The following is a 22,456-nucleotide window of genomic DNA, read 5'->3' as shown; positions in this document are numbered from 1 at the left end:
AAAATAAAAAATCAGCCACGTGACTCATGATGGTAACGTGGCTGATTTCTAATACGGTGAAGTATAAGTTTAATTAATCATGCTGGTATTCAGTATGCTTAATTGCCTCATTTGATTTAGTGGCACAGCGCTGCATAAAGTAGCCAATAATCATTGGGATAACAGTAAATGCCATCACTCCCGTAGTGGAAAGTAATGGATCAAAAGTGAGTGTAGACACTAATAAACTGGCTAAGAAACACAACCCTAACTGTAAAGCATTTTGTAACGCAGCGGCTTTACCACTGGCTGAAGGGAATGTATTGAGTGCTTTTGCAACGGCAATAGGGTACGAAGCTCCGTTCATTGCAGCCATAAAGCAGAATGGAATCAAAATCATCGTCAATGTCGGCTGCATGTAGATTGCCATTATAAATAGAATAATCATGCTGATGGCATAACCTGCTAATAATAATGGGAATAAAGTTTCAGCACGAACTTTAGCTAACACAAAACGGCAGCCATAACCCCCAACGATGAAGGCTAACGTTTGAGGTATATAACTTAAACCGATGTCAGCAGGGTTAAAGCCCATATTACGTAAAATAAATGGGGAACCTGTTAACCAGGCAAAGAAACCCGCACTACATGCTGCATAAATCATGACGTTGCCGCTGAAAACGGGGGAACTTAGCAGGGTAATAAAAGAAATTTTTGCTTGAGCTTTTTCTTCATCAACAGTGATTTTTGGGGCAACTTTCTTTAAACATAGTGTGGGTAACAGCAATAAAACGCCAACCAACATCAGTACAATAAAAATAAATTCCCAGTTTCTGTGTTCAAGTACCCATGCGCCTAACAATGGTGCTAAGGCAGGAGAGAGTGCAACCAGCGGCATAATAGAGGCAAACACTTTTTGGGTATCGGCTTCGTTATAGCGATCGATAACCAATGCTTGCCATAAAACAGCAGCAGCACAGACGCCAACGGCTTGTAAGAATCGTAATATTAATAACTGAGTTGCATCTGTAACCCAAATCATCCCTAAGCAACTCACAATAAATAGGGAAAGTCCGGCAATAAGGATAGGTTTACGACCTAATTTATCGGAAAGAGGGCCCCACAAAAGCTGAGCAAAAGCGAAGCCAGCTAAAAAGATACTTAATGATGCGCTGATCGCACCTTCAGTGGTGTTTAATGCGGTTTGCATTGAACCAAAGGCAGGCAGATACATATCGATGGCTAAAAACCCCAGCATGCTTAAGCCGGCAAGGTAAATCAAAAATCCAGAGGAGTTTTTTGTCGCAGTATTTGTCATAGTTTTTACTTAATCTATATTTGAAATAATGTTAACGGTTATCTTATTGTATAGGCTATTTTTTTACGTTGTGAAACGGTAATATTTGGACTCTGCTATCAAATTATTTGAAGGGAAAGAAAATGTGGTCAGCTCATGCACTTGAAGTCATAGACGCAGTGGCTCGAACGGGAAGTTTTAGTGGTGCCGCAGATGAGCTGCATCGAGTCCCTTCAGCGATCAGCTATACAGTGAAACAAATCGAGGAATGGTTGGCAGTACCACTATTTGAGCGGCGTCACCGCGATGTAGTGTTGACTGAAGCGGGCGTTATCTTTATTAAAGAGAGCCGAAGTGTTATCAAAAAAATGATTGATACCCGCCATCAGTGTCAACAAGTCGCAAATGGGTGGCGTGGGCAGTTCAGTATTGCGGTTGATTGTATTGTGAAACCACAGCGTACTGAGCAGTTGATTTTAGACTTTTATCGCCATTTTCCTGATATTGAGCTCTATATACACCCTGAAGTTTTTAATGGTGTCTGGGATGCTTTAGCGGATGGCAGAGTGGATGTGGCAATTGGTGCAACTCGTGCCTCACCCATTGGTGAGCGTTATAGTTTTCGTGATATGGGGTTTATGTCATGGCGCTGTGTGGCAAGCCCTGAACACCCATTAGCAAAAATCCAAGGTAAACTGACGGATGACCAAATGCGAGAGTATCCGAGTTTATGTCTTGAAGATACCTCTCGAAGCTTACCTAAGCGAGACACGTGGGCATTGGATAACCAGCGCCGCTTAGTTGTGCCTTATTGGGAAAGTGGTTTGGCATGTTTAGCGAATGGTCTCTGCGTTGGAATGGTGCCAGAACATCGAGCCGCACCCTTGTGTGCAGAAGGGAAATTAGTTGAATTGGAGCTAGCGCAGCCTTTCCCTGAAAGTCCATGTTGCTTAACATGGGTTGAAAACAATACATCTCCGGCGTTGAGATGGCTTCTGGACTATCTTGGTGATAGTGAAACGCTCAACGCGGAGTGGTTTGCTAGCTAAATTATAGTGATATGGTTAACGACGATAATCAATAAATGGACCATCTGCCACGGAACGGCGTTCAACTAAACGTGGATGAACTTCAATCGTTTGTGCATCTTCACGTTTATTCACGATACGATCAAGCAACATCGCAAATGCCATTTGACCTAAGCGCTCTTTTGGCTGGTGAATGGTAGTCAAAGCTGGAGTGAAGTAACGAGCGTTACGCACGTTATCATAACCAATAATGGAAATATCTTGAGGAACGCGCAGTCCCATCTCATCAGCAGCACAAATTGCCCCCATCGCCATAATATCACCACCACAAAAGACAGCTGTAGGGCGGTGCTTGTTACTGAGGATTTGCATCATCGCTTTATAACCGGATTCTGGCTCGAAATCCCCCTGAACAATCCACTCATCTTTCAGGGTGACTTTGGCTTCTTCCATGGCTTTTTTAAAACCAGTTAAACGTCCAATCCCCGTATTTCTTTCGAGAGACCCCGGGATCACGCCAATTTCCCGATGACCGCGGTCAATAAGGTAACGACCGGCTAAATAACCACCGTGGAAAGAGTTATCAATAATACTATCAGTAAAGTCGCCACGAGAAGTTCCCCAATCCATTACCACCATTGGAATATTGCGGTAATCTTCCAACATGCCAATTAGGGTATCGGGGTATTCTGAGCACATGACAAGTAGACCATCGACTCGTTTTTGCGCCAGCATTTGCAGGTAGGCTTTTTGCTTACCTAAGTTATTGTGAGAATTACATAAAATTAAAGTGTAGCCTTTCTCATAGCAACTATTTTCAACAGATTCGATGACTTCTGCAAAATAGGGCGCCTCACTTGATGTCGCCAGTAGACCAATTGATTTGGTGTGATTGACTTTTAAACTACGAGCAACCGCACTTGGAGAATAATTGAGCTCTTTGATGGCGGCCCAAACGGCCGTTTTTGTATCATCAGCGACAAAACGCGTCTTGTTGATAACATGGGAGACGGTTGTGGTGGAGACGCCTGCACGCTTCGCCACATCTTTAATTGTTGCCATGAGAAGAAAAAACTCCTAACCAAAACTTGGTCTCTAAAATAATTCTAGTTAAATAATTACCTGCATATTGATGCATAGTCTCTTTGCTGGCAATAATTTAGCGATTTGTTATCGATTTTGTCTGATCTAGCGCAAAAACGAAAGAAATAATTGATGTTATAACATGTGATATAGACACTGGTTTTACGTTTTTGTGCATGTATACTGAAATAACCTTTTTATTTTATGGTTATTTGATAATTCAATTTCTCGATATGAGAGGGTCTCATGGATACAGATTTAAAATATGGATTACTAGCGGCATTTGGCTCTTTAGCTGTAATTATTTTGTTTGTTGTGCACATTTTCTGATTTCATTTTCATCCTTACTATTTAGGATGAGAAATAATTAAGGGCGAGTATTGTACTCGCCCGTAGTCATTTTAGATCTGAACTAAAATTAAGCCAGATTTTCTTCAACAAATTTCCAGTTAACCAGCGCCCAGAAATTTTCTAAGTATTTTGGACGCGCGTTACGGTAATCGATGTAGTAAGCGTGTTCCCAGATATCAACAGTCAGAACGGGCTTGTCGTCACCAGAGATTGGTGTTGCTGCGTTAGAGGTGTTGACGATAGCGAGGCTACCATCTGCTTTTTTCACTAACCAAGTCCAACCTGCACCGAAGTTTTTAACTGCGGCATCAGTGAATTGCTCTTTGAACTGAGCGAATGAACCGAATGCTTTGTTGATAGCTTCAGCAACTTTACCTGTTGGTTCGCCACCTGCATTTGGTGCTAAGCAGTGCCAGTAGAAAGTGTGATTCCAAACTTGAGCCGCGTTATTGAATACGCCAGCGTCAGAAGTTTTGATGATTTCTTCTAAAGACAGACCTTCAAATTTGGTGCCTTTGATCAGGTTGTTCAGGTTAACAACATATGTGTTGTGGTGCTTACCATAGTGATATTCTAAGGTTTCAGCAGAGATATGCGGTTCTAAAGCATCTTTAGCATAAGGTAGAGCTGGTAATTCAAAAGACATTGCGTACTCCTTGATTGCTTTTATTCAGTGTTTAGGGTGTTTGCTCGTAAAATGAGCGAAATTAAACGTGTATCTATTTGTTAATCTACTTCTATTATAGTGACGGGAAACGATTATCAGCTACCACGTCATCGAATCAGTTATTTATTTATCATAACAGAATACAGGCTACCGTAAGAAAAAACCTGCTACATGATGCTATTTATGTCTTAATTGTTAGTAAGTTGCATAATATCACTCTCACCCTGATCGTGATTATCATGGATAAGCGGAGAAATGCATCAAGTGTTATTAATTTGCTAATATATTAACAAATAACTCCTATGATTACACGGCAAAAACGCCAACAGAAAATTTTTTATAGCAAAAAGAAAACGTTGCTATTTGTTCTTCACCTTTTGAGTACCGCAAATAGGAGTGCTATAGTATTCACCTTATAAAACTGGCATATTGTATGAAACAATCACGGAACAATTTGCGATGTTTTGACAATGCCGGCATTACACCGGTCAATCTGTTCTGTCTAATGAGTTATCTTGGAAATGGTTCTGAGGAATGATTTAAAGTGACTCACCTGACTACAAAATCAGCACCCACGTTTTAGGATATAAAATGACAACAATCGAAAAAATTGAGCGCCAAGTTAAAGAAAACCCAATTTTATTATATATGAAAGGCTCTCCAAAACTGCCTAGCTGCGGATTTTCTGCTCAAGCTGTTCAAGCACTGTCTTCTTGCGGTGAACGCTTTGCTTACGTCGACATTCTACAAAATCCAGATATCCGCGCAGAGCTGCCAAAATATGCTAACTGGCCAACATTCCCGCAATTATGGGTTGATGGCGAGTTAGTTGGTGGTTGTGACATTATCGTTGAAATGTTCCAGCGTGGCGAGTTACAAACATTGATTAAAGAAACTGCGGACAAGTACCGTCCAGCAGATGAAACCATTACTGAGTAATCAAATGGTTATGTGGGCCTTTGAGCTTACAACATATTGATAGAAAACCGTATTAGCATAAAAACTAATACGGTTTTTTTGTATTTATGGCGGGAATAAAGGGCGTTATTGAGGTTCGCTAGGAAGCGGCCATCCGCCGAGTTTTTTCCATTTATTCACTAACTCGCAGAATAACAGTGCGGTACGATTAGTATCATACAAGGCGCCATGAGCTTGTTTTCCATCAAATGGAATACCCGCTGTGACACATGCTTTTGCGAGGATAGTTTGCCCAAAAACTAAACCACTCAGTGCTGCCGTATCGAATGTTGCAAAAGGATGGAAAGGGTTACGCTTTAACCCAGAGCGTTCAGCTGCATTCATGACAAAACTGTGGTCAAAATTAGCATTGTGCGCCACCATAATTGCTCGATTACAATCTGTGTTTTTCATGCCTTTTCGGATTGTTTTAAAAATGGCATGCAATGCGTCATATTCACTCACTGCCCCACGTAATGGGTTGGTTGGATCGATACCTGTAAATTCAAGAGCCGAGGGTTCCAAATTCGCCCCCTCAAAAGGTTCTACATGAAAATGCAGCGTTTCATCAATGGCGAGCCAGCCATCTTTATCCATCTTAAGTGTAATGGCGGCTATCTCAAGCAGACCATCAGTTTTAGGGTTGAACCCACCAGTTTCAACATCAATAACAACAGGGTAGTAACCCCGAAATCGGTTAACCAGTGAGTTAGGATTATTTTTTTCAGACATTAGGCTTTCAATTTACAGTTTCTGGTTGGCTTCATTATGCCAAAGGGAATTCATTTTTGCAGGTAGATACTGAAGAAATTTCGGGGGATGATATCCTCCCCCGAAATTTAAAATTCATGAAGAGGATTAATTACCTAATCCTTTACTTGCACTTTTATTCTCAATGAGCTCGATTTTATATCCATCAGGATCTTCAACAAATGCGATAACGGTGGTGCCGCCTTTGACAGGACCTGCTTCACGAGTCACATTTCCACCTGCATGACGGATGTCTTCACATGTTTTAGCAACATCATCAACTCCGAGTGCAATGTGACCATATGCATTGCCTAAATCATATTCTGTTACGCCCCAATTATAAGTTAGTTCGATAACAGCACCTTCGCTTTCATCACTGTAGCCTACGAATGCTAAGGAATATTTATATTCTTCATTTTCGCTCGTACGCAGTAGGCGCATGCCTAATACTTTAGTATAAAAATCAATGGAGCGTTGCATGTCGGTGACACGGAGCATGGTATGTAGTAAGCGCATAATAAAAGTCTCCCAATAAATTCGTACGCAGTGATGCTTAAAGTCGAATCAATTTATTAATATAACGCGTGATATGGCTAAATACAGCGATTGTGGTTTATTTTTTAGCCATATCATGGTTATACTCAATTCGAGGGAGTATATCATAATTTTATGTTTATATTACGGGTGGTTAACGATGGCTGAACAACTTGAGTTTTTTGACATTCCAAGCCCTTGTCGTGGGATATGTCAAACCAATGAGCAAGGGTATTGCCGAGGTTGCTATCGTACTCGAGATGAACGTTTCGGGTGGTTGCAATTAACCAATGCTCAGAAACGTCATGTGATTCGTTTATGCCGTCAACGACTATTAAGAGCAAATAGTAAGAAAGTGGTCCAAGAAGAAAATAATGATCCACAGCAGTCATTGTTTTAGTGGGTTAATTATTTCACTACTAATTAGTAGGTTGTAAATCATTAAAGTACGAATTGATAAATTAACATTAATTTCATTGGTTATCTTTCAATAAAATTTTATTTATTCAAAATGATGATGGTATTTATGCAAATCCACTGTAAATGACATAATTTTAAGAATAACTATATTCTTTTGTTTTTAAAGGATTTATTTGCTATTGCATTTTTTATTGTTAGCTGTAATTACTATAAGGGTTAAAATAGATAGATTCGAAAGAAGAGTAAGGCTATTCTTATTAATAAGATAATTGATAGGTTATCTTATTAAGTGATTGGATTGTTTTTACATGAAAGTACATGGAAGAAAATAAAGGATATATCACGCAATAAATTATTGATACTCACTATATATAGGTATTTATTAGGTATTGAGTCAATAAAAGGTTGTCAATATAAAAGGGAATTAATATATAATTTAAAAAATAATATGTATTAGGTATATTTTTTAGACATTATAATTATATACAGGAGGGTAAATTGGAATCACAAATTGGAACTGAATTATCTCGCGTAGTACGTATGTGGCGAGCATTAATTGACTATCGTCTAAAGCCACTGAAGTTAACGCAAACACATTGGGTAACATTACATAACATTAGTCAGTTACCTCCAGAACAATCACAGATTCAGCTGGCAAAAGCCATTGGGATTGAGCAACCGTCATTGGTTCGGACGCTAGATCAATTGGAAGAGAAAAAGCTAATTTCTCGCCATACTTGTGCTAACGATCGACGAGCCAAAAGAATCAAATTAACTGAGGAATCAGAGCCTTTTATCAAGACTGTGGATCAAGTGATTAATAATACGCGTACAGAAATTCTGAGTAATATTAGCCATGATGAGCTAGGGCAGTTATCTCTATTGTTGTTAAAGTTGGAAAAAAATATCCTACGATTACAGAATGATTCATAGCTTAATAATTATTTATTCATGAATGAAATGTAATCGAAAATATATTGAACTAATAAATATAGCCACTATTCACGTAATATGTATTTTGATTTTATCTAATGCATGATTTTTTACGTGAGGCGGCTTTATATTTTGCTACTTTTAGATATAAAGTTTTGGGCGCTGTAGATAAGGCTGAACAGTAAAGGATAGTGTGAAAATATCATATTTTCCTTTCATTAAAATAATATCAATTTAAATTATTTCATCTATGAAGTATGGGGATGTAAAGACGAATCAAAATAAATTTAAAATGAAGCATACAAAAAAATTCAGTAAAATAATTTAGCATTGTTAATAACACTAAATTTTATTAACAGCCATGAGATTAAAATTAAATCACTAAAACTTGTTAACAGAAAATGCGTTCACCGACTCATGGGAGGTGAACGCATTTTATTTTAATTTGAATCAACTTAACGAGGTGAAACTGTGACTGTGCTTCCGCTGTTTGCAATCATGACACGTTGACCAACACGGAAAGTAGTTGGATCTTGTTTTTGAACAACAACAATATTTTTACCGCTGTCTAAACGAATTTCCAGTTGAACACCTTGGCTTTTATTTAAAGCGCCTTGAGCCTGTTGACCTGCTAAACCGCCGGCAATTGCACCAGCAGCGGTTGCCAGCGTTTTGCCTGTACCACCACCAACAGTATTACCTAATAGACCACCAATTACAGCACCACCAATAGCACCAATAACGTTACCATCTTCACCCGCTTGGATAGTAACAGGGCGCGCATTCAGGACTGTACCATAAGTAACGGTTTGCACTTGTTTAGCATCTTGAGCTGAAATAGTATCACCAGAAAGCGTACTCGTATTGACACAGCCAGATAATGCAACAACCGCAGCAACACCTACAAAAACTTTCTTAAGCATAATAACTCCTATGAGACTTGCTGTTTGTGGCAGTAACGTAGCATTGAATATTTGTTCTTACCATAAGCGCAATAACATCAAAAATTTATTTTAGATAACAGAGCCTAGATTACTAATCTTGAATTAAATAATGCATCAACACTAGGTAAAATGTCTCAAATTCCACCTAAAATCCCAATTTAGGGCACCCTTTGCTAAAGAGTGATCTGTTTTTATCTATTTCAGAGCATCTCATTATAGCAATCAATAAAGAGTGCACTTTTACCTGTAATGGTGACCACTCACTTTAAGGTGTAGCAGATAATTACAGAATGAACCATTATAAATCAAATTAAATAAGCAATAGATAAAAAAAACATCTATTGCTGCTATTTTGCTCACTATTTTGAATCTTCTCTTCATTTATTTATTATTCCTGCGAAGCGGTACGAGAAATTGAATCGATCAGTTGACAAATACTTCCCTCGAAGCACAATCTTTCGTAGTTTATCTCATCAAGTGAATAGGCACGTTAAAGGGAATAAATGATGATTAAGTCAGGTCGCTATATCGGTGTTATGTCAGGAACTAGCCTAGATGGTGTTGATGTCGTTTTAGCTGCAATAAATGATAAATTTGTTGCGGAACAAGCGAGCTTGAGTGCCTCATTTCCTATCGAATTGAAAAAGCGGATTCTAAATATTTGCCAAGGGCAGGAAACAACACTTTCTGAACTAGGGAAAATTGACAGAGAACTCGGCACAATATATGCCAATGCCATTAATCAGCTTCTTCAGCAAACGGGTTTATCTTCTGAAGATATTATTGCTATTGGCTGTCATGGGCAGACGGTTTGGCATGAACCTGATAGCGAAACCCCCTTTACTATGCAAATTGGTGATAACAATCGAGTCGCAGCCTTAACGGGAATCACTACAATTGGTGATTTTCGTCGTAGAGATATGGCTTACGGTGGTCAAGGTGCGCCATTAGTTCCTGCATTCCATTTGGCGGTATTAGGGCATCCCACTGAAAAACGAATTGTGCTCAATATTGGTGGAATAGCGAATGTTACCGCATTACTCCCAAATGCTTATGTAAAAGGTTATGACACAGGGCCTGGCAATATGCTAATGGATACTTGGGTCTGGCGTAATAAGCAACAAGCCTATGATAAAGATGGAGAATGGGCAAAGACGGGTACGGTGAATCAAGCACTATTGAACATGATGCTTAATGATGGCTACTTTAAACGTTCAGCACCAAAAAGTACTGGGCGTGAATATTTTAATATGCAATGGTTGGAGCAGCATCTAGCGCATTTTCAATTGTTATCACCTGAGGATGTTCAAGCTACATTGTGTGAATTAACCGCTGTATCTATTGTGGATCAAGTTAAATTATGCGGCGGCTGTGAACGTTTGATAGTGTGTGGTGGTGGCGCTCAGAACAAATTCTTAATGTTGCGGTTAGCGACATTATTACCGGGTATTGAAGTGGCACCCAGCGATAAATATGGACTGAGTGGCGATGATATGGAAGCACTCGCGTTTGCATGGCTTGCGGCCCGCACAATTTCAGGTTTATCCGGTAGCCTTGCCTCAGTCACTGGTGCCAGCAGAGATAGCGTATTAGGTGCGATATATCCTGCTAATATAGATAAAAAATAACCGCTATAAAGGACAGTAAAATGAACGAGCTTGAAGAGATCGATCTTGCCGCGGTACGACGTGAATATACAAAAGGTGGCTTGAGACGCAAAGATTTAACTCCTGATCCGATTCCGCTTTTTGAGCGTTGGTTAAAGCAAGCTTGCGAAGCACGGTTAACCGATCCTACCGCAATGTGTGTAGCAACCGTCGATGAAACCGGACAGCCTTATCAGCGAATCGTGTTATTAAAGCATTTTGATAAAGATGGGTTAGTTTTTTATACCAACTTAGGTAGCCGTAAAGCGCAGCATTTAGAGCATAACAATAAAATCAGCCTGCATTTCCCATGGTATCAATTGGATCGTCAGGTTCATTTTACGGGAGTTGCTGAGCGATTGAGCCCGATTGAAGTACTGAAATATTTCCATAGTCGTCCAAAAGATAGCCAAATTGCGGCTTGGGCATCGGCGCAATCTTCGAGAATTTCAGCGCGAGGGATCCTAGAAGGGAAATTTTTAGAACTTAAACAGAAATTCCAAAATGGCGAGGTTCCATTACCCAGTTTTTGGGGGGGATATCGTGTTGTTTTCAATAGTGTCGAATTTTGGCAAGGTGGTGCTCACCGCCTGCATGACCGCTTTCTATACCAAAGAGAAGGGGATGGTTGGGTAATTGACCGATTAGCCCCGTAATAAATGGTTTTTTAGCTGGCGCTTAATTGATATGCGCTTTATGCTATAGCCTCGTTTAAGAAAATTGACAAATCATATTGGCAAGCCTTTGAGCGTTGTCTCACTTTGTCCATTTTTAATATTAAAATAGATAGACAAAATTCAACCGATGGAGTCATTGATGTCTAGCAATAACCTGATTAAACAATTGCAAGAGCGGGGCCTCGTTGCCCAGGTAACGGATGAGGATGCGTTAGCAGAGAGACTGGCGCAGGGCCCTATCTCTCTCTATTGTGGCTTCGACCCTACCGCTGACAGCTTGCACTTGGGACATCTGGTTCCTTTGCTGTGTTTAAAACGATTCCAACTAGCCGGGCACAAGCCTGTGGCGTTGGTTGGTGGCGCAACGGGTCTAATTGGCGATCCGAGCTTTAAAGCTACTGAACGTAAATTAAACACCACAGAAACCGTTCAAGAGTGGGTAGAAAAAATCCGTAACCAAGTTTCACCATTCCTTAGTTTTGATTGCGGTGAAAACAGCGCACGTCTAGCTAACAACTATGATTGGTTTGGCAAAATGGACGTACTGACGTTCTTACGTGATATTGGTAAACACTTCTCTGTTAACCAAATGATTAATCGTGAGTCCGTTAAACAGCGTTTAAACCGCGATGATGTCGGCATCTCTTTCACTGAGTTTGCGTATAACCTGTTACAGGGTTATGACTTTGCGAATATGAATAAAGAGATGGGTGTTGAACTGCAAATTGGTGGTTCAGACCAATGGGGAAATATCACTTCCGGTATCGACTTAACACGTCGTTTACACCAAAACCAAGTATTTGGTTTAACCGTTCCTCTGATCACCAAAACTGACGGTACTAAATTCGGTAAAACTGAAGGTGGTGCAGTTTGGTTAGATCCAAAGAAAACCAGCCAATATAAATTCTACCAATTCTGGATCAATACAGCAGATGCTGACGTTTATCGCTTCCTGAAATTCTTTACTTTCATGGAATTAAGCGAAATAGATGCATTGGAAGAAGAAGACAAAAATAGTGGCAAAGCACCTCGAGCACAGTATGTATTAGCAGAGGAAGTGACTAAATTAGTTCACGGCGAAGCGGGTCTTGCAGCAGCAAAACGTATTACTGAAAGCCTATTCTCTGGTGCGGTATCTGATTTAACTGAGGCTGACTTCGAGCAATTGGCGCAAGATGGTATTCCATGCATCGCCCTTGAAGACGGCGCAGATCTTCAGCAAGCATTAGTTGATTCAGAGCTGGCTCCTTCCCGTGGTCAAGCTAGAACCGCAATCAGCTCAAATGCAGTATCTATCAATGGTCAAAAACAAACTGAACCAATGTATGTATTTACTGATGCTGACCGTTTATTTGGCCGTTATACCCTTATCCGCCGCGGTAAGAAGAACGACTGCTTAATTAACTGGAAATAGCTCTGACGAACCTTTGTAATATTGAGCCCGGAAATCTCCGGGCTATTCATATTGGCAATGGCTACTCACTGATTTCTCTTCATTCGACATAACAATTCTCTGGGTTTCCAATGAAAAGCGTATTATCAATTCAATCCCATGTTGTTTTCGGCCATGCAGGAAACAGTGCTGCTGCATTCCCTATGTGCCGTATGGGCGTAGATGTGTGGCCACTTAACACAGTTCAATTCTCCAACCATACACAATATCCTCAATGGACAGGTTCTGTATTTCCCGCTCAACACTTGACGGATATTGTTGAGGGATTAGCAAAGATTCATAAGCTTGAAATCTGTGATGCCGTGTTAAGTGGATATATTGGCTCCGCTGAACAAGGTAGTGACATTCTGGCAATTGTGAAAAAGGTTAAAGCTGCAAATCCTCAAGCACTCTATTTTTGTGATCCTGTTATGGGACACCCAGAAAAAGGGTGTATCGTTGCCCCCGGAGTGGCTGAGTTTCTTTGCCAGCAAGCATTAGCGGCGAGTGATGTTATTGCGCCTAACTTATTAGAGTTAGAAACGTTAGCGAATGAAAAAATCACTACGGTTGAGCAAGCGGTGAACGCGGCGCGTAAGTTATGCCATCAAGGTCCTAAAACAGTATTAGTTAAGCATTTGAGCCGAGCGGGTTATCGTGCAGATCGCTTTGAAATGATTTTAGTCACTGCAGAACATAGTTGGCATGTTAGCCGTCCATTAGTGGATTTTGGTGAAAAGCAACCTGTTGGGGTTGGTGATTTAACTAGCGGTCTAATGTTGGTCAATATCTTGAAAGGCGAGCCATTAAATAAAGGCTTAGAGCATGTTGCCGCGGCGGTTTATGAAGTAATGTTGAAAACTAAAGAAATGGGTGAATACGAGCTTCAATTAGTTGCAGCTCAAGATTTGATGGTTAATCCTCAACATAAGTTCTGTGCAACTCAGTTAGATTAATTGAGATTGTAAATAAAAACAGCGCCCATTGGCGCTGTTTTTGTATAAATGGTTATTTGTGGGTGATTACTTTTTCAGTAATCCTTCTGCTTCTAATGCTTCTTGAACTTTTGGTCGTTTAGCAATTTTTTCGCAATATTCATTCAGATGGCTCAATCCACTGATATCAACACCGACCAAACGGGTCCAATTAGTGACAGTAAACAAATATGCGTCAGCGACACAGAAATCGCTTTTGGCAACAAAGTAAGGTTGGTTTTTCAGAACATCGTTCACATACTGGAATTTCTTCAGTAAATTTGCGCGGACAACATCTTTATATTCTTCTGGGGTACCAGGGGAAAATAATGGTCCGAAGTTCTTATGGAGTTCGGTAGAAATGAAGTTTAACGCTTCTAACTGATGATAACGTTTCATTGAACCCGGCAGTGCAATTAAATTTCTGTTTGGGTTTTGATCCGCAATATATTGAACAATGACTGCGCCTTCTGTTAATTGTTCATCATCATCTAAAACGAGAGTAGGGACTTGACCTTTAGGGTTAATTGCTAAGAAGTTCTCACCCGTTTCTGTGATTTTTTCTTTTAAGTTAACACGAACAATACTGAAATCTAATCCTGCTTCACGCAGAATGATGTGAGGGGAGAGTGAGCAGGCACCGGGAGCGTAATACAATTTCATTATAAAACTCCTAAGTCATAGAATAATCATCTTTATTGTTCCACCAAGTATACACTAGATTCAAAAAGAGAATTGCTAAAGGATGTGGAATTAGTCTCAATATTTAAAATCGGTAAAAATAGGTGATTCTTACGATAAGTGAGCAGCGAGGAGCTGGCCATCTAGCCAATTGATAATCATCTGAAATTAAGATTGTTACAGGGTGGGTATCTGAGAGTAGTTTGTTATACTCTCGCGCATTGTATTGAGGTTATCCCTCAACCCCTCCGACTACATTTTATGAGCGGCTAAAATGGCATCCGTTTCTCACATATTGAACCATCTTACCAAGCTTGACTCTCTTTTGATGGCGCACAAACCTAATAATAGTAAAGGATTCAAACGCTTTATTCTTGAGTTTTGGTTTTTTGGTTTGATTAATGCGCGCTCTTGCTTGTTTGCAGGTTTTTTCTTTTTAGCACTATTCCTAGTACCAGCAAAAGGGATCTTGGGTGTTCCTCGCTATGATGTTTTATTGATTTTTGCTGTGTTATTTCAAGCGTTATTGGTGTGGGCGAAATTAGAAACGTGGGATGAATTAAAAGCTATCTGCGTGTTCCATTTAGTTGGGTTTATGATGGAATTATTTAAAACCTCTGCGACGATTGGTTCATGGCAGTATCCTGATGATGCTTATACTAAATTATGGGGTGTCCCGTTATTTACGGGGTTTATGTATGCAGCGGTAGGCAGTTATATCATTCAATCTTGGCGTTTTTTTAACGTTAGGATTGAACATTATCCGCCTTACTGGATGGCAACTTTAGTGGCCTTGGCAATCTACATTAACTTTTTCAGCCACCATTATATTGATGATTATCGCTGGTATTTGACTGCCTTTATTTTTGGCTTATATGCTCGCAGCATGGTGTTTTACACCCCATTGGATAAAGAGCGAAAAATGCCACTGTTACTTGCATTTATGCTAATTGGCTTCTTTATTTGGCTGGCGGAGAATTTTGGGACGTTCTTCGGTGTTTGGCAATATCCAAACCAGATTGGAGCATGGTCGATGGTGCATGCAGGAAAATGGGGGGCATGGTCGTTGTTGGTGATCGTCACTTTTACTATTGTGGTGCATCTCAAACATATCAAAAGCTGTGTTTCAATCGCTCGCTAGAGACCCGATTTTCGTGAAATGCGAGCAAGTGAATCTCGCTCGCATTTTCTGTGATTACAAATCTTGCCGCCATGCATCAATGGATAATGGCTCACCAAAGTGGCTTTCAATGAGGCGACGAGTCACATCATGGAGTGGCGCTGCGAGAACTTCTGCAGTATTACCTCGCTCAACCACTTCGCCTTTATCCATCACCAGCATTTTGTCGCTAATGTGTTTCATCATACCTAAATGCTGAGTCACGTAGATATAAGCAATATCTTGCTTAGCTTGCAAATCGAGCATCAAGTTAATGATCTGCGAGCGCATCGACATATCAAGGGAAGCCAGTGCTTCATCAGCAACAATAATTTCTGGCTGTAAAATCAATGCGCGGGCGAGGGCGATTCGCTGTTTTTGACCAGATGCTAGCATATGTGGGTAATATTCAGCATGATCAGCGAGCAGACCGACTTGGCGTAGCGTTTGGATAATCCGTCGTTCCCGTTCAATTCCCGTTAAATCGGTATTCAATTTTAACGGCAATTCCAGTGTTTGCCCAATACGCTGTCGCGGATTTAAGGAGGTGCTTGGATCCTGAAATATCATGCGAATACGCTGGCTGCGATAGCTATAATCACCAAAACTGAGTCGATGACCACGAATAAGAATTTCACCACCAGACGGTTCCGTTACGCCTGAAAGCATACGGGCAAGGGTTGATTTACCTGAGCCGTTTGCTCCAATGATGGCCAAAGTTTGTCCCGCCTGTAGGTTAAAACTCAGGGGCTTAACGGCTTGCAATTCGTGGCGGCGAAAGAGTCCTTCACGAAAACGGAAAGTTTTGGTTAGGTTACGCACTTCAAGTAACGTTTCCATCATGGTTGCTCCTCCGTATTCAGGGGATAGTGGCAGGCAACCAGATGACCCTTAATACTGCGTAGTGGTGGCGCATCAATGCAAGTACGTTGAGCATAAGGACAGCGAGGACCTAGGCGACAGCCAATCGGTAAATGTTCTAATGATGGAATTGCGCCTGGTAAAGTATTCAATCGGCCTTTATGGGGAATTGGGCTTTCAAAATCAGGAATAGAACGGATCAATGCCTGTGTATAAGGATGACGAGGACGCTGTAAAATATCTTCAGGTGTTGCACTTTCCACGGTCTGACCGCAATACAGCACATTAATGCGGTCCACCAGTTTAGACATCATTTCCATATCATGGCTGATGAGCAAAATTCCCATATTATTGTTTTGATTTAATTTATCCAATAAACGGAAAATTTGTGCTTGTGTGGTGGATTCCATTGCGTTAGTTGGTTCATCTGCAATTAATAAGCGCGGTTGGTTGGCGATAGCAATGGCGATCATCACTTTTTGGCATTCGCCATCAGTTAGCTCATAAGGGTAGCTATGCATAATATCTTTGTGATCTTTGATACCCACTCGGTGTAGTAATTCGATTGCGCGGCGTTTACGCCAATTAAAGCGCTGCCACCAACGTCCTTTATATGTCCAGCCGGGAATGGATTGAATCAACTGCTTTCCTATATCAGCCGCGGGATCAAGACACGATTGCGGCTCTTGGAAAATCATGGATATGTTATGCCCGATCAGTTGACGCCGCTTGCGCGGGCTAAGCTTAAGTAAGTCGATATCTTGAAAGCGAAAACGGTCAGCAGTGACACGGATATTATCTTTGGTGATCCCACAAATGGCTTTCGCGATGAGGCTCTTACCAGAACCCGATTCGCCAACTAAGCCACGAACTTCACCTTCAGAGAGGGTCATAGATACCCGATCAACGGCTTTAACGGGACCATTGGCGGTCATAAACTCAATCGTTAAATTACGAATATCAAGTAATGGCATTATTCTACCCCCGAATTAATCGCACGGTGTAGTCCATCACCTAGTAGGTTTACAAACAAGACACTCGACATTATCGCCACACCGGGCAAAATCACGGTCCACGGTGCAACATAAATGAGCTCTAACGTATCCCCAAGCATGGCGCCCCACTCGGAAGATGGAAGTTGAGCGCCTAGGTCTAAAAAGCCTAGAGCAGCAATATCCAAAATGGCAATTGAAAGCGCACGCGTCAGCTCAGTGACTAAAATCGGCGTGATATTCGGTAATACGGTATACCACAAAATAAAGATGTTTGAAGCGCCATCTAAGCGTGCTGCCACAATGTACTCTTTATCAAGTTCATCATGAACAGCAACATAAATTGTGCGCACCATACGTGGAATCAAAGCAAGGCAAATCGCCAGCATGGCATTGGTCAAACTGGCACCCATAAATGCGACCACGATAATGGCGAGCAACAAAGAAGGAATGGATAGCAAGGTGTCGAGAACGTGGTTAAACACTACGGATTTAAGACCACGAGTCATCCCAGCTAAGCAACCTAAAACTAAGCCAACAATTGTTGCAATTATGGTGACTAACAAAGCAGAGCCGAAGGTTGATTTTGTCCCAATGAGTAAGCGGCTTAAAATATCGCGACCTAAATCATCAGTTCCAAAGAAAAAGGCAACTTCACCATAATGAGACCATGATGGCGGCGTAATTTGGTATCCCAAAAATTGTTGATCAATGGCATAAGGCGCTAAATAGGGACCGACAAAACAGAGGATGATTAAAAAAAGCACCCCAAAAAAGCCGATCATTGCTAGGACGTCGGAGGAAAAAATATTCCACACCACCCGTGTTGGGGATGGCATTTTTTGTTCACGATAAAAATTATCTGAGGACATACCAATCCTTATGCTTTAATGGGTCCATCATCGCACCTAAAATATCGGATAATACGTTCACGGTGATCACCAATGCGCCAATCAACATGACGCCTGCAGAAATTGCGGAATAATCCCCTTGGCGTATTGCGGTAACCAACCAACGTCCTAATCCAGGCCAGTTAAACACTAATTCTGTCACCATCGTTAATGTTAGCATCGTGGAGAATTGCAGACCCAATTTGGGAATGATAGGTGGGATAGCATTATGAAAAATATGGCGGCGGATAATTTTAAATCGGGAAAGCCCTCTCGTGGCGGCAGCTTTGACATAGTTACTGCTGGCTATCTCATCGGTACTAATACGAACTAATCGAATCACTTCAGTGGTTGGCGCCAGTGCGAGTGTGACTACAGGCAGGATCATGTGTTCTAATACATTGATAATCATATCTTTACGATATGGTGATCCCGAAATCCATGCATCGATTAACGCAAATCCAGTGACTGGCTTTAGGTTATAAAGCAGGTCAATTCTCCCCGAAACAGGTAACCAGCCTAAATGGAGAGAGAAAAATAGAGTTAAGACCAAAGCTAAAACGAAAACCGGTACGGAGAACCCAAGTAAGGCAAAGGTGCTGATTGCGATATCAACGGGTTTATTACGCCAAAATGAGGCGATCATTCCAAGTGGGATGCCCACAAACAACGCGAATAAAAAAGCGAGAATGCACAGTTCCATCGTGGCTGGGAATGTGTCTTGAAGTTGGTCCGTAATGGGTTCACCATTAATGCTGGAGACCCCAAAATCGAAATGCAATAAACCATCGAAATAGAAAATATAGGCATCAATGAGTGATGCACCACTGAGTGGCGCATTGGGTGTGAAATAACTTAAGCTAAAGCTGACCAGTGATAGAAAAAATACAGTCACTAGCAAAAGTAGCAGTCGCCTCAAAGAATAGATGATCATGGCTGCTGCTCCGCCTTATTAGGTACTACTTTTTTCGGTTCTTGCATTTCACGATAAACCCCAGCAAATGAGGTGTTCCCAAAAGCGCTAATCACTAATCCTTTCATATCAAAACGATAAGCTTGTAAACGCAGTGAATAAGCTAGGGGTAAAATGGGTAATTCTTCAGCGAGAATCTTCTGTGCTTGATGATAGTAATCAATGCGATCAGCCAGCTCTTGGGTCAGAAGGGCTTTATGTAAAACCTCATCAAATTGTGTATCGCACCAATGGCTTAAGTTAGTTTGTGAACCAATTGCGGCACAACTTAGCAGAGGGCGAAAGAAGCTATCAGGGTCATTACTGTCGGTTGTCCAACCCGCCAATGTCATATCATGAGAACGATCCATTAACTGATTTTCTTGGAAGCGACCTTCAACCGAGCGGATACTCATGACAATGCCTACTTGTGCAAGATCAGCCTGAATTAACTCTGCCATTTTTAAAGGGCTTGGGTTATAGGATTGTGATGCAACAGGAACCCATAGCTCAAGTTTCAAATTTTCTAATCCCATTTCTTGTAGCATCTGCTTCGACAGCTCTGGATTGTAATCAGTTATTTTTGTTTGATTATCAAACGCCCAAGAAGCGCGTGGCAAAATGGATGAAGCCGTCTCTGCGGTGCCATAGTAAATGGATTGCATGAGTCGCTCATTATTAATTGCATAGGATATGGCTTGGCGAACTTTGAGTTGGTCGAGTGGAGGCTTGCTGGTATTAAAGGCTAAATAGGCGATATTCATGCCTGAGCGCATGGAAATACGCAGGCGAGGATCATCACGTAGGACTTTTAATTGACTGGCAGCAGGGTAAGCAAGAACATCACATTCCCCTGTGAGCAGTTTTGATATGCGCCCAGTACCACCGGCCCCCATATCAACGACCACTTCCTCCATACGAGGTTCTCCCTTCCAATAATCTTTATTACGCAATAAGCGGACAAACTGCCCAGATTGGTAATCATCAAAATAGAATGGACCTGTCCCTACGGGGCGCCAATCAATCATTTCTTGGTGATTGCTCGCAGAGAGTGTATCTGCATATTCCGCAGATAAAATCGGTGCATAGTGAGTCGCTAAATGCCACAAAAAGGAAGCATCGGGGGATTTTAAGCGAAACTCAACAGCATAATTATTTAATTTTTTTATGCTTTCGACACTACTCGCAAATTGCAAACTGTCAAAATAAGGATAACGTCCACCATTAATAAAATGGTACGGATTACTCGTTTCGAACATGCGTGAAAAGCTAAAAACCACATCATCAGCATTCATATTGCGTGTTGGTGTAAACCAAGGCGTAGTTTGAAATTTGACGTCTTTTCTGAGGTATAGCCGGTAGGTGGCACCGTTATCCAGCACTTCCCAACGTGAGGCTAGTTCGGGAATTAATCGATAAGTAAATGGGTCAACATCGAGCAAGCGGTCATACAGTTGTGCACCAAGGGGATCAATAATTAACCCACTACTGGCAAGTTGTGGGTTAAATGTAGTGACAATGCCATTGACGCAGTAAATGAAGCCATTTTGGCGAATATCTGCTGGGACATCATTGGCAATGGTGTCTTTGTAGCTTATGTCTGTTTGCTCAGCCAATGCTGACAGAGAAACAGTAAATAAAAACCAAAGAGTTAAAAGGCGCATAGATCTAATGTAGTTGACCTGAATTGCCTTATTGTAGCGTAAAAATAGGGTTACTGGGTATAAGCAAAATTTGTGGTGATATTTTGTTCATAATATCAATTGAAACGAAAGTTAATGTATGTAAATGAGAATCAACTTGGTCGTAATTAATTATAAAATAAAGAGTTATTTTGTATCTAATCTTAATGAGAAATAATCGCATTAAAAAGCTTTACAAATGATACTAATAACCATTATCATTAAATTCGTCTCCTAAGTGCTTAGCTTTTGCAGACAAGGCATGACATTGCTCACATTGCTTCCAGTGTTTTATTTGTATAGCCAGCTCGGGTGCTGGCTTTTTTTTTGCTCAATCGCCGCCTTCTAAGCTAATTTGATGTTTTTTTATCAATCCTCGAAATTGATCATAGCTGAGTGACAAGTACTGAGCGGCTTTACGCTGATTAAAATGCGCGTGACGTAGTGCTGCTTTAACATGATTTTTTTCCGATTCCAATTGCCATTGGCGTAAATCAAAAGGGAAGGAGAGGTGCGCTTCTTGGGGGGCTGATGAGGACGGGGCGGCATCATGTAGTTCGGCAAGTTTTTCCCCAAACGGATCTAAAATAATCGTATCGACAGGTTGGTCACTTTCTCCATGACGATATACCGATCGTTCCACCACATTTTTAAGCTCACGAATATTACCCGGCCAAGCATATTGCATGAGAGTCTGTTGTGCTTTTTCAGAAAACCCCGTGAAATAAGGACGTTTTAACTCCCTTATCATGCCAATCGCAAAGTGCTCAGCGAGCAAAAGAATATCTGGAATGCGCTCTCGTAAAGGTGGTATACGCAGGACTTCAAAGGCAAGCCTATCGAGTAAATCTGCGCGAAATCGGCCTTTACGTGCCAGCTCCGGAAGATTGGCATTGGTTGCGCACACTAAGCGAACATCCACTTTTAAAGATTGGCTTCCCCCGACACGTTCTAGCTCGCCATATTCAATCACTCGTAAGAGCTTTTCTTGGACAGACATAGGAGCCGTTGCGAGCTCATCAAGGAACAGCGTCCCTTTGTCCGCACGTTCGAAGCGACCTTGATGGCGCTTTTGTGCGCCGGTAAATGAACCTGCTTCGTGCCCGAATAATTCAGAATCCAGTAAGTTCTCATTGAGTCCACTGCAATTTAAGGAGATAAAAGGCTCTTGCCAGCGTGGGGATAAATAATGAAGACGATCGGCGATGAGCTCTTTACCCGTTCCTCGTTCACCAATGACGAGCACAGGCTTATTGAGTTTTGCAAGTTCGGAGGCTCGTTCGAGAACATCGAGGAAATTGCTGGAAACACCAATGATAGTATTGTTAGTTTCTTTCATGGTTTTTTTTACCAAGTGTTGGTTAATTTCACCTGCTTTTAACTATAGTGTAAATGGTCATCAATAGAAAATAAAATTTTATTTTTGTTTATTTTCAATATGTTATTTGATAATTGAAAAGTTGGCACGCTGCTTGCTATTTTAGAGTTGTAAAAGATTTAAATTGAAATAATTATCGGTTTAATAATTTCAATTTTATATTCATGGAGCATCACGTATTGGTTGGAC

23 protein-coding genes are annotated in these 22,456 nt (G+C 41.1%); 10 read left to right on the top strand and 13 right to left on the bottom strand.

Annotated features, from left to right (window positions below; translation table 11 throughout):
* Positions 1-73 precede the first annotated feature (73 nt).
* A complete protein-coding gene (punC, locus tag PROVALCAL_RS14550) occupies positions 74-1,297 on the bottom strand; it encodes a purine nucleoside transporter PunC (protein WP_006660080.1) in 1,224 nt (407 codons plus the stop codon).
* Between the two features lie 122 nt (positions 1,298-1,419).
* Here punC and punR point away from each other — a divergent pair, with 122 nt between their 5' ends.
* Positions 1,420-2,325 carry a DNA-binding transcriptional activator PunR gene (gene punR / locus PROVALCAL_RS14545; RefSeq protein ID WP_006660079.1) on the top strand — a complete coding sequence of 302 codons (906 nt, stop codon included), beginning with the start codon at positions 1,420-1,422 and terminating at the stop codon, positions 2,323-2,325.
* Positions 2,326-2,340: 15 nt separating this feature from the next.
* On the opposite strand, the gene purR is transcribed toward punR, so the two are convergent.
* A complete protein-coding gene (purR, locus tag PROVALCAL_RS14540; protein ID WP_006660078.1) occupies positions 2,341-3,366 on the bottom strand; it encodes an HTH-type transcriptional repressor PurR in 1,026 nt (341 codons plus the stop codon).
* A 267-nt stretch (positions 3,367-3,633) separates the two neighbouring features.
* Between purR and cydH the strand changes: the two genes are divergently transcribed.
* Positions 3,634-3,717 (top strand): cytochrome bd-I oxidase subunit CydH, encoded by an 84-nt coding sequence (cydH, locus tag PROVALCAL_RS20280; protein ID WP_112860191.1) that lies wholly within the window; start codon positions 3,634-3,636, stop codon positions 3,715-3,717.
* Positions 3,718-3,805: 88 nt separating this feature from the next.
* Here the strand turns inward: cydH and sodB are convergent, their stop codons facing one another.
* Positions 3,806-4,384, bottom strand: coding sequence for a superoxide dismutase [Fe] (gene sodB, locus PROVALCAL_RS14535; protein WP_006660077.1), 579 nt, complete (start codon positions 4,382-4,384; stop codon positions 3,806-3,808).
* A gap of 612 nt (positions 4,385-4,996) precedes the next feature.
* Between sodB and PROVALCAL_RS14530 the strand changes: the two genes are divergently transcribed.
* Entirely contained in the window at positions 4,997-5,344 is a 348-nt protein-coding gene (locus PROVALCAL_RS14530) for a Grx4 family monothiol glutaredoxin (RefSeq protein WP_006660076.1), read from the top strand.
* Between the two features lie 105 nt (positions 5,345-5,449).
* On the opposite strand, the gene rnt is transcribed toward PROVALCAL_RS14530, so the two are convergent.
* Positions 5,450-6,094 carry a ribonuclease T gene (gene rnt / locus PROVALCAL_RS14525; protein ID WP_006660075.1) on the bottom strand — a complete coding sequence of 215 codons (645 nt, stop codon included), beginning with the start codon at positions 6,092-6,094 and terminating at the stop codon, positions 5,450-5,452.
* 126 nt (positions 6,095-6,220) lie between these two features.
* A complete protein-coding gene (gene gloA, locus PROVALCAL_RS14520; protein WP_006661934.1) occupies positions 6,221-6,628 on the bottom strand; it encodes a lactoylglutathione lyase in 408 nt (135 codons plus the stop codon).
* A 178-nt stretch (positions 6,629-6,806) separates the two neighbouring features.
* Between gloA and PROVALCAL_RS14515 the strand changes: the two genes are divergently transcribed.
* Positions 6,807-7,046, top strand: coding sequence for a DUF1289 domain-containing protein (locus PROVALCAL_RS14515; protein WP_039862118.1), 240 nt, complete (start codon positions 6,807-6,809; stop codon positions 7,044-7,046).
* Between the two features lie 518 nt (positions 7,047-7,564).
* Positions 7,565-7,999 (top strand): transcriptional regulator SlyA, encoded by a 435-nt coding sequence (gene slyA / locus PROVALCAL_RS14510; protein WP_006661932.1) that lies wholly within the window; start codon positions 7,565-7,567, stop codon positions 7,997-7,999.
* Positions 8,000-8,454: 455 nt separating this feature from the next.
* On the opposite strand, the gene PROVALCAL_RS14505 is transcribed toward slyA, so the two are convergent.
* Positions 8,455-8,922: an outer membrane lipoprotein gene (locus tag PROVALCAL_RS14505; protein ID WP_006660071.1), complete on the bottom strand. Its 468-nt coding sequence runs from the start codon at positions 8,920-8,922 to the stop codon at positions 8,455-8,457.
* 524 nt (positions 8,923-9,446) lie between these two features.
* Between PROVALCAL_RS14505 and anmK the strand changes: the two genes are divergently transcribed.
* From anmK to pdxY, 4 genes are all read left to right on the top strand, one after another.
* Complete coding sequence (gene anmK / locus PROVALCAL_RS14500) at positions 9,447-10,571, top strand: anhydro-N-acetylmuramic acid kinase (protein ID WP_006660070.1); 1,125 nt, start codon at positions 9,447-9,449, stop codon at positions 10,569-10,571.
* Positions 10,572-10,591: 20 nt separating this feature from the next.
* A complete protein-coding gene (gene pdxH, locus PROVALCAL_RS14495; RefSeq protein ID WP_006660069.1) occupies positions 10,592-11,245 on the top strand; it encodes a pyridoxamine 5'-phosphate oxidase in 654 nt (217 codons plus the stop codon).
* A 160-nt stretch (positions 11,246-11,405) separates the two neighbouring features.
* Complete coding sequence (gene tyrS / locus PROVALCAL_RS14490; RefSeq protein WP_006661929.1) at positions 11,406-12,680, top strand: tyrosine--tRNA ligase; 1,275 nt, start codon at positions 11,406-11,408, stop codon at positions 12,678-12,680.
* A gap of 110 nt (positions 12,681-12,790) precedes the next feature.
* Complete coding sequence (gene pdxY / locus PROVALCAL_RS14485) at positions 12,791-13,654, top strand: pyridoxal kinase PdxY (RefSeq protein WP_006660067.1); 864 nt, start codon at positions 12,791-12,793, stop codon at positions 13,652-13,654.
* A gap of 66 nt (positions 13,655-13,720) precedes the next feature.
* On the opposite strand, the gene gstA is transcribed toward pdxY, so the two are convergent.
* The gene (gene gstA / locus PROVALCAL_RS14480) at positions 13,721-14,335 is read right to left on the bottom strand and encodes a glutathione transferase GstA (protein ID WP_006660066.1); all 615 of its coding nucleotides are present in this window, start codon (positions 14,333-14,335) and stop codon (positions 13,721-13,723) included.
* A gap of 292 nt (positions 14,336-14,627) precedes the next feature.
* Here gstA and PROVALCAL_RS14475 point away from each other — a divergent pair, with 292 nt between their 5' ends.
* Positions 14,628-15,494, top strand: a complete 867-nt coding sequence (locus PROVALCAL_RS14475) for a DUF817 domain-containing protein (protein ID WP_006660065.1) — start codon at positions 14,628-14,630, stop codon at positions 15,492-15,494.
* Positions 15,495-15,548: 54 nt separating this feature from the next.
* Here the strand turns inward: PROVALCAL_RS14475 and sapF are convergent, their stop codons facing one another.
* From sapF to pspF, 6 genes are all read right to left on the bottom strand, one after another.
* Positions 15,549-16,355: a putrescine export ABC transporter ATP-binding protein SapF gene (sapF, locus tag PROVALCAL_RS14470; protein WP_006660064.1), complete on the bottom strand. Its 807-nt coding sequence runs from the start codon at positions 16,353-16,355 to the stop codon at positions 15,549-15,551.
* A complete protein-coding gene (gene sapD / locus PROVALCAL_RS14465; protein WP_006660063.1) occupies positions 16,352-17,347 on the bottom strand; it encodes a putrescine export ABC transporter ATP-binding protein SapD in 996 nt (331 codons plus the stop codon). The genes sapF and sapD overlap by 4 nt, the downstream gene beginning before the upstream one ends.
* A complete protein-coding gene (gene sapC / locus PROVALCAL_RS14460; protein WP_006660062.1) occupies positions 17,347-18,237 on the bottom strand; it encodes a putrescine export ABC transporter permease SapC in 891 nt (296 codons plus the stop codon). The genes sapD and sapC overlap by 1 nt, the downstream gene beginning before the upstream one ends.
* The gene (gene sapB, locus PROVALCAL_RS14455) at positions 18,224-19,189 is read right to left on the bottom strand and encodes a putrescine export ABC transporter permease SapB (RefSeq protein ID WP_006660061.1); all 966 of its coding nucleotides are present in this window, start codon (positions 19,187-19,189) and stop codon (positions 18,224-18,226) included. Before sapB ends, sapC begins: the two co-directional genes overlap by 14 nt.
* Entirely contained in the window at positions 19,186-20,871 is a 1,686-nt protein-coding gene (gene sapA, locus PROVALCAL_RS14450) for an ABC transporter substrate-binding protein SapA (protein ID WP_006660060.1), read from the bottom strand. The genes sapB and sapA overlap by 4 nt, the downstream gene beginning before the upstream one ends.
* Before the next feature lie 349 nt (positions 20,872-21,220).
* Positions 21,221-22,228 (bottom strand): phage shock protein operon transcriptional activator, encoded by a 1,008-nt coding sequence (pspF, locus tag PROVALCAL_RS14445; protein ID WP_006660059.1) that lies wholly within the window; start codon positions 22,226-22,228, stop codon positions 21,221-21,223.
* Between the last annotated feature and the right edge of the window lie 228 nt (positions 22,229-22,456).

This window comes from Providencia alcalifaciens DSM 30120 (genome assembly GCF_000173415.1).
Lineage (GTDB): Bacteria > Pseudomonadota > Gammaproteobacteria > Enterobacterales > Enterobacteriaceae > Providencia > Providencia alcalifaciens.
The sequence above is the reverse complement of the archived record's forward strand: the minus strand, read 5'-3'. Positions and strand labels throughout refer to the sequence as shown.

Bases quoted from the DNA above. Each gene is read 5' to 3' on its own strand.
- punC (WP_006660080.1), bottom strand. From the start codon at position 1,297: ATGACAAATACTGCGACAAAAAACTCCTCTGGATTTTTGATTTACCTT.
- punR (WP_006660079.1), top strand. From the start codon at position 1,420: ATGTGGTCAGCTCATGCACTTGAAGTCATAGACGCAGTGGCTCGAACG.
- purR (WP_006660078.1), bottom strand. From the start codon at position 3,366: ATGGCAACAATTAAAGATGTGGCGAAGCGTGCAGGCGTCTCCACCACA.
- cydH (WP_112860191.1), top strand. From the start codon at position 3,634: ATGGATACAGATTTAAAATATGGATTACTAGCGGCATTTGGCTCTTTA.
- sodB (WP_006660077.1), bottom strand. From the start codon at position 4,384: ATGTCTTTTGAATTACCAGCTCTACCTTATGCTAAAGATGCTTTAGAA.
- PROVALCAL_RS14530 (WP_006660076.1), top strand. From the start codon at position 4,997: ATGACAACAATCGAAAAAATTGAGCGCCAAGTTAAAGAAAACCCAATT.
- rnt (WP_006660075.1), bottom strand. From the start codon at position 6,094: ATGTCTGAAAAAAATAATCCTAACTCACTGGTTAACCGATTTCGGGGT.
- gloA (WP_006661934.1), bottom strand. From the start codon at position 6,628: ATGCGCTTACTACATACCATGCTCCGTGTCACCGACATGCAACGCTCC.
- PROVALCAL_RS14515 (WP_039862118.1), top strand. From the start codon at position 6,807: ATGGCTGAACAACTTGAGTTTTTTGACATTCCAAGCCCTTGTCGTGGG.
- PROVALCAL_RS14505 (WP_006660071.1), bottom strand. From the start codon at position 8,922: ATGCTTAAGAAAGTTTTTGTAGGTGTTGCTGCGGTTGTTGCATTATCT.
- anmK (WP_006660070.1), top strand. From the start codon at position 9,447: ATGATGATTAAGTCAGGTCGCTATATCGGTGTTATGTCAGGAACTAGC.
- pdxH (WP_006660069.1), top strand. From the start codon at position 10,592: ATGAACGAGCTTGAAGAGATCGATCTTGCCGCGGTACGACGTGAATAT.
- tyrS (WP_006661929.1), top strand. From the start codon at position 11,406: ATGTCTAGCAATAACCTGATTAAACAATTGCAAGAGCGGGGCCTCGTT.
- pdxY (WP_006660067.1), top strand. From the start codon at position 12,791: ATGAAAAGCGTATTATCAATTCAATCCCATGTTGTTTTCGGCCATGCA.
- gstA (WP_006660066.1), bottom strand. From the start codon at position 14,335: ATGAAATTGTATTACGCTCCCGGTGCCTGCTCACTCTCCCCTCACATC.
- PROVALCAL_RS14475 (WP_006660065.1), top strand. From the start codon at position 14,628: ATGGCATCCGTTTCTCACATATTGAACCATCTTACCAAGCTTGACTCT.
- sapF (WP_006660064.1), bottom strand. From the start codon at position 16,355: ATGATGGAAACGTTACTTGAAGTGCGTAACCTAACCAAAACTTTCCGT.
- sapD (WP_006660063.1), bottom strand. From the start codon at position 17,347: ATGCCATTACTTGATATTCGTAATTTAACGATTGAGTTTATGACCGCC.
- sapC (WP_006660062.1), bottom strand. From the start codon at position 18,237: ATGTCCTCAGATAATTTTTATCGTGAACAAAAAATGCCATCCCCAACA.
- sapB (WP_006660061.1), bottom strand. From the start codon at position 19,189: ATGATCATCTATTCTTTGAGGCGACTGCTACTTTTGCTAGTGACTGTA.
- sapA (WP_006660060.1), bottom strand. From the start codon at position 20,871: ATGCGCCTTTTAACTCTTTGGTTTTTATTTACTGTTTCTCTGTCAGCA.
- pspF (WP_006660059.1), bottom strand. From the start codon at position 22,228: ATGAAAGAAACTAACAATACTATCATTGGTGTTTCCAGCAATTTCCTC.